This window comes from Frankia sp. CcCS3, assembly GCF_977927575.1.
In genome coordinates, this window is sequence record NZ_CDWRCL010000247.1 from 1 (window position 1) to 5,725 (window position 5,725).

Below are 5,725 nucleotides of genomic sequence, written 5' to 3' on the forward strand. Positions count from 1 at the left end.
GCGGTCGGCTGCGTAGGTCACCCTGACGTCGGTGAAACCCAGCGCGCCGAGTAGACCGCGCAGCATGGCGGTGGTGTTCTTCCTGCCCAGGTCGAGCACCTGGCCATCCGTCCTCGCCGCGTCGGTCATCCGCGCCGACGCGGCCCGGTAGAGCTCCTGGTCGCTGCCGACCCCACCGAACAACCCGCCGACGCGGTTCAGCGCGCCGCGCTGGCGGGCCACCACGTAGCTGTGGTCAAGATCCAGCTCGGGCCTGGACAGCGTCGGGTTCGGCAGCTCGATGGTGACCGCACGACGGTCCGGGGAGACGGTGACCGCGTCCTTGCCGAGCGCACCAAAGTTGATCACCGAGTCGACGGTGCCGACCCCGACGAACAGGGTGCGCTCGCCGCGCAGCGCATCAGGGATCCACTTGCTGTCCTTCTCGAGGTCGACCACCACCTCGAAGTGGGCGCTGGCGGCGTGATGGTCGCTCAGCTCTTCCAGGGAGCGCAGTACCGCCGGGGAACTGCGGTCGACCGTCCTCTCCTCGAACGGGTTCGGCAGGCTCGGCCGCCATCCCGCCACCAGGGCGATGCCGGCGAGGACGAGCACGATGGCGGCGACGGTAGCGACGACGGCGATCAACCGCAGTGGGCTGAGCCGGGACCGCAGAGACCGCAGAGATCGCGGAGACCGGGTCGAGCGGGTGGGCCGGTCCAAGCCGGACTCGTCGTTCATGAGCGTCTTCTACCCGAAATGGCCGGCAACCACGCCGATGTCGCCGCTATGGCTCTCCGGGCGCGATCGTGGAGCCACACTGGGCGGTGCGGGCGAGAATGATCGCCGTACGGTCGTCGCCCTGCCGCCCGGGCGCGTATCGGCGAACCGCGTCGAAGGCGTCGTCGAGCAGCGCCACCGGCGTGCGCGTGGGATCACGGAGGATCTCGGCGATCAGCCGGTGCAGCCCGAACTGCCGCCCGGCCTCGTCACGCGCCTCCACCAGTCCGTCGGTGTAGGCGAAGAGCACGTCGCCCGGTTCGAGCCGCAGCGTCTGGATTCCCCACGCCCCGGGCTCCGCGAGCAGGCTCGACATCAACGGGCCCGTCGGAGGCAGCCGAACGACCTGCGCCGTTCCCAGCCCGGAGCCGACGATGGAACCGGGTCCCGGCACCCGCCCGGGCTCGGGGCCGGCACCGTTCGCCCCATCCCCCGACCCGCGGGCCGATCCGACAGCATGCGCGGGTCCAACAGCAGCCGCCATGGCGGATCCGCCCACCCCGTCACCGGGGCCGCCTCCCGGCCGGGCGGGATCGCGGGGGCCAACCAGGTGAGCGGTCGGAGCGGGTACCTCGCGTGAGGATGCCCCGCCGGGAAGCACCGCGGCCGCGGGTACCTTGCCTGTGGGCAGCTCGCCCACCGACACCGCACCCACCGACACCGCACCCACCCACCCCGCGCCCGCGGACAGCTCGCCCACGGGCGGCTCGCCCGCCGAGGCCATGTTCCCGGGCACCGCCCGGCGCAGCAGGAGCGTGTCGGGATGACCGGCGTTGACGTAGGACAGGTCCCCGGTCCGCGGGTCGACGACGGCGATGATCGCGGTCGCGAACATCTCCTCGATCTCACCGAGGTTGTCCACCGTCCACTCCAGGGCCCGACCGGGATCGATCTCCGTCGACAGAGCCGCGTCAAGCAGTTGCTTGAGCCGCAACGCGAAGACCCCGGCCGCGGCTCCATGACCGGAGACGTCACCGACCACGACGGCGACCCGCCCGTCGGGCAGCTCGAAGGCGTCGTACCAGTCCCCCGCCAGTTCGCCCTCGGCCGGATCGACCCGGCCGTGCAGGACCAGGCCGCGGGCCCGCAGGAGCGAGGGCGTGAGCGCGTCCCGCAGCGCGATCACGGCGGGTCCCTGCTGGGCCAGAGCCTCCCACGACCGCTCGTTCTGGCGGACGAGCCGCACCAGCTGGGCGCGCATCGTCTCGACGTCGGCGGCCAGCTCCACGATCTCCTTGGGGCCGACGGAGGGGATCCGGGTGTCGTAGCGACCGGCGGCCACCGCGTTGACGGATCGCTGCAACGCTCCGATCGGGCGGAGCAGCCATCGGCGCGAGATGATCATAATGGTCAGCAGGAACCCGAGGATGACGAACATCGCACTGGCCAGCGAGCTCAGCAGCAGCACGGAGGCACTCTCCACCCGCCCGGACGCCTCGACCTGCTCGCGGTCGATCGCCACGGCGAGCTCCGCGACCTCGCGGCGCAGCAGGTCGAAGTCCTGGCGCGCGTTGGTGCGCACGATATTCCGGGCAGCGGCGGTGTCTCCCCTCGTCATCGCGGCCAGTTCCGGCTGGACAACCTCGCGACGCCAGTCCCGGTACGCCCGGCCGACTTCCCCGTGCTGCGCGCGCGGCACGGGGAAGTCGGCCAGCAACGCGTCCAGCTGTGCCATCAGGACCGGGATGGAGCTGGCGGACTCGTCGTAGGAGACAAGGAAACCCCGGCCCCGGGTGATGATGTAGCCACGCAGAGCATTCTCCTGGTCGACGAAGTCGGCCAGGAGAATCGCGGTGGTAGTCGCCGCCGGGTCCAGATGCCTGCTCCGCTCCGTCGCGGCATGACGTGACCGCAGGGCGGAGACCACGGCCAACACCAGCATCACGATGATCGAGATGCTGGCGAGCAACGTCAGCACCCGGATGCCGCGCCGAAGGCCAGCCGTCTCGCCCATGTGCAGATTGTCGTCCAGCCGTCGGGCGCCGGTTGTGTCGGGTGACGTGCGGGGTCCCCCGGGGAGGCTCGTACGACAGCTACCCCATCTCACGGATGGAACGATGAGCGCCGCACTCAATGTGCTGCGCCGAACGATCGCGAACCTCGGCGGCGGCGCGGACCTACTCCAGTCCCAGTCTAGCCCCAGACTTTCACAGTGCTTGTTTGATGACGTGTTGGAAATGAGTAAACATAGCGGCACGTTGCCACTCTTTCGGACAAGGCGGAAACCTCCGGATTCCCACGGCACCGAGCGCTCCGGAGTGCCGGGAGCTGGAACGGTGCCCGTGGTCCACTCGTTAGGCCTGCTGAGCACGGCGGATCCGAGCCGGGATCCCGAGCCGGGGACTGGTCCGGCCACTGCGGTGCCCGGCGCCGACGGCGCCCAGTGCGTACCGCCGGGAGGCACGGGAGTTCGATCGGCCCCCGTCCCGGTGCCGGTCCCGCCAGCGGCCGCGCCTTTGGTCGACCACGACGGCCTCCGCGGGCACGACTCCCCATAGAGCACGGTGGATGACGGAGTCACGGTGGAGGGTGACGGATCGACCGATCTCCGGGAGTTGAATGCATGATCTGGGAGGCTGTCAGACGATGACTTCGGGTTCGGTCACCGAACCGACGCACGCATCGAACGTGGCTGGTCGCCCCCACGGTGCGGCGCGGCCCCCGCGGCCGGCCGGGCGGTCGCCCGAGGGCCCGGCCGAGGCGGCGATCTGGACCCGCGGGCTCGGCAAGCGGTACGGCGATCGGGTGGCGGTGGACCATCTCGACCTCCAGGTGCCGCGCGGGACGCTGTCCGGTTTCGTCGGCCCGAACGGGGCCGGGAAGTCCAGCACGCTGCGCATGCTGCTGGGGTTGATCCGCCCCACGGCGGGCCAGGGGTACGTGCTGGGCGCGCCGATCTCCCATCCGGCCCGCTACCTGGGCCGGGTCGGGGCGATGATCGAAGGCCCGACGTTCCATCCCGGGCTGTCCGGCCGGCGCAATCTGGACCAGCTCGCCCTGCTGCGTGGGATCGGCGGGCGGCGCCGCGCCGATCGCGCGCGGCGGGTCGGGGAAGTCCTCGCACAGGTGGGCCTGACCGAGCGGGCCGACGACCGGTTCACCGCCTACTCCCTCGGGATGAAGCAGCGCCTGGGCATCGCCGCCGCTCTGCTGCCCGATCCCAGCCTGCTCATCCTGGACGAGCCGACGAACGGCCTCGACCCGGCGGGCATCCGGGAGATCCGCGCGCTGCTGGGCCAGCTGGCCGGCACCGGCATGACGGTCTTCATGTCGAGCCATCTGCTGACCGAGGTCGAGCAGATCTGCGATCATCTGGTGATGATCAACGGCGGGCGGATGCTGTTCCAGGGGCACGTCACCGACCTGCTCGCCGCCGAGGATCCCCGGATCCTCATGGTGCCCGAGCGGGACGACGACGCCCGCCGCCTGGCCGGGCTCCTCGGCGAGACCGGCCTTCGGGTCGAGATGGACCTCTGCCCCGGGCCGTCGTGCGACGCGGGAGTCGGCGAACGCCATCCGGTGGTGACCGCCCATGCCCGCGAGGGGGTGGCCGCGGACCTCAACCGACTGGCGATGCGCGCCGGCATCACCCTGCGCTCGCTGCGCACCCATCGGCCGAACCTGGAGGAGACCTTCCTGCGCGTCACCGGCGAGATCGACGGCGACCTCATTCGTTCCGAGAACACCCCGGACGGCAGCGTGCCCCCCGTGGGAGCCGGGCTCGACCCGGCCCAGAGCCGTGCAGGTGCCACATGATCACGGCTTTCCGCGCCGAATGGGTGCCGCTGTTGCGGACCCGGTTCCTGCTCGGGACGCTGGGGGCGGTCATCGCCTCGGCCCTGCTCGGCACCGTTCTGACCTTCGTCTCGGTGGGGCACAACGACTTCGATGGCGACCCCGTCACGGCCAGCGGGCTGTCCGCCGCGAACGGCGTCGTGCAGGGGGTGCAGGCGGTCAGCATCCTGCTCGGCGTGGTGGCCCTGTCCGTCGTCGCCGCGTCGCTCGCCGGCGACCATGCGCACGGGACCCTGCGCAACCAGCTCGTCGCCCAGCCGCACCGGCTCCGGCTTCTCGCCGGCAAACTGCTGGCTCTGGCGGCGTTCGTGGTCCTCGTCATCACCGTGGCGACCGTGGTCTCGGTCGCGTTGTCCTTCGCGCTCGCGCCGCTGAAGGGGGTGTCGACGGCCGCCTGGAGCAGCGCGGCGGGGCTGGCCGAACTGGGCAAGAGCTTCGTCAACCTGTGCGCTGGATCGCTCGGCTACGCCGCGCTCGGCGCCCTGGCCGCGATCGTCTTCCGCGCGCCCGCCGCGGCGATCGCGGTCGCGGTCGCCTACGCGCTGCCGGTGGAGATGCTGGTCACGCGCATCTACGGTCCCGCCCGGGCCTGGCTGCCGGTACAGCTGATGGAGGCGATCACCACCGGTGGCTCCGCCGTCGCCACGCCCTACGCCGACGCGCTGCTGCGCGGGCTGGTCTACTGCACCGCGATGGTGCTGGTCGCTGTCGTCCTCTTCTGGCGCCGGGACATGACCTCATAAGGGAAATGGGAAATGGGAACGTTATTTTGTCCCGAGTGTCCCTGGACCCCGAGCTCCCAGGGACTCAGTGCCCGAACACGTCGGAGTCGAGGGCGTCCACCTCCCCCGCGGCGCCCCGGTCCAGTCCGGAGATCGCGGCGATCTCCTCGGCGGAGAGCGTGAAGTCGAAGACGTCGATGTTCTCCGCCAGGCGCCTGGGGCTGGCCGACTTCGGCACCACCACGATGCCCAGCTCGATGTGCCAGCGCAGGACGACCTGCGCGGGGGTGCGCTCGTGCGCGGCGGCGATCCGCGCGATCACCGGTTCGTCGAGCAGCCCGGTGCCGGCGCCCAGCGGGCTCCACGCCTCCGTCACGATCCCGTGCTCCGCGTGGTAAGCGCGGATCGCGGACCGGCCGAGTCGGGGATCGAGCTGGATCTGGTTCACG

The 5,725-nt window shown here is 71.2% G+C and carries 5 protein-coding genes; 2 read left to right on the plus strand and 3 right to left on the minus strand.

Features of this window, described 5'->3' with window-relative positions:
• Positions 1–720, minus strand: a 720-nt coding sequence (locus AC08OQ_RS17110; RefSeq protein WP_476612197.1) for a DUF4230 domain-containing protein, incomplete at its 3' end; no start/stop codon positions are given.
• A 46-nt stretch (positions 721–766) separates the two neighbouring features.
• Positions 767–2,713, minus strand: coding sequence for a PP2C family protein-serine/threonine phosphatase (locus AC08OQ_RS17115; RefSeq protein ID WP_476602299.1), 1,947 nt, complete (start codon positions 2,711–2,713; stop codon positions 767–769).
• 632 nt (positions 2,714–3,345) lie between these two features.
• On the opposite strand from AC08OQ_RS17115, the gene AC08OQ_RS17120 reads away from it, so the two are divergent.
• Entirely contained in the window at positions 3,346–4,515 is a 1,170-nt protein-coding gene (locus AC08OQ_RS17120) for an ABC transporter ATP-binding protein (RefSeq protein WP_476593534.1), read from the plus strand.
• Entirely contained in the window at positions 4,512–5,297 is a 786-nt protein-coding gene (locus AC08OQ_RS17125) for an ABC transporter permease subunit (protein WP_462188479.1), read from the plus strand. The genes AC08OQ_RS17120 and AC08OQ_RS17125 overlap by 4 nt, the downstream gene beginning before the upstream one ends.
• A gap of 64 nt (positions 5,298–5,361) precedes the next feature.
• Here AC08OQ_RS17125 and AC08OQ_RS17130 read toward each other — a convergent pair.
• Positions 5,362–5,725: aldo/keto reductase (locus AC08OQ_RS17130; protein WP_476612198.1), on the minus strand; the 364-nt coding region annotated here is incomplete at its 5' end.